This is a genomic window from Mycobacterium sp. E2989, assembly GCF_001667595.1.
GTDB lineage: Bacteria > Actinomycetota > Actinomycetes > Mycobacteriales > Mycobacteriaceae > Mycobacterium.
In genome coordinates this window covers 1-881 of sequence record NZ_LZJX01000106.1, presented here as the reverse complement: position 1 = coordinate 881, position 881 = coordinate 1, and the positions used below count along the sequence as shown (strand labels likewise).

Here is an 881-nt window from a genome sequence, read left to right as displayed (position 1 = left end):
TTGTTGTGGTTGTTTTTGTGTTGGGTGTGGGTTTGGGTGGGGGTGTTTTGGGGGGGGTCTTGGGGGGGGGGGGGGGGGTGGGGGTGTCGGTTCCCGCGGTGTTTGCCGCGCGGGTGGCGGCGGCGCCGGGTGCGGTGGCGGTGTCGGGTGCGGGTGTGTCGGTTACCTATGGCGAGCTGGATGCGGTCTCGACGCGGTTGGCGCGGTTTTTGGTGGCGCGGGGTGTGGGTCCGCGGTCCACGGTGGGGGTGCTGTTGTCGCGGTCCGTGGAGGCGGTCGCGGCGATGTTGGCGGTGTTGAAGGCCGGGGCGGCGTATGTGCCGATGGATCCGGGGTCCCCGGATGCGCGGATCGGGTTCATGCTCGCTGATGCGCGACCGGCGGCGGTGTTGACCACGGCGCAGTGGGCTGGGCGGCTCGCCCACCACGGGGTGGCCGTGATCGACGTGGATGATCCCGACGTTGGTGGCGCGCCGGAGATGGTTTTGCCGGAGCCGGATGCCGATGGTGTGGCGTATGTGATCTACACGTCGGGGACTACGGGTGTGCCCAAAGGTGTTGGGGTGAGCCATCGCAACGTGACGGCGTTGATCGGCTCGTTGGATGCGGGGTTGCCCGCACCGGGGGTGTGGTCGCACGCGCATTCGTTGGCTTTCGATGTTTCGGTGTGGGAGATTTTCGCCCCGTTGTTGCGTGGGGGCCGAGTGGTCATCGTGGAGGAGGACACCGCGCGCGCCCCCGAGGAGCTGCGCGAGGTCCTGGCCGCTGAGGGCGTGACGGTGTTGACGCAGACCCCGTCGGCGGTGGCGATGCTGGATCCGGCCGGCCTGGACGGGGTGGCGCTGGTGTTGGCCGGGGAGGCCTGCCCACCGGAGGTGGTG

1 protein-coding gene is annotated in these 881 nt (G+C 69.4%); it reads left to right on the top strand.

The features are described 5' to 3' along the window. On the top strand, positions 1–881 hold an 881-nt coding region (locus A5680_RS18540), incomplete at both ends, for an AMP-binding protein (RefSeq protein ID WP_156675170.1).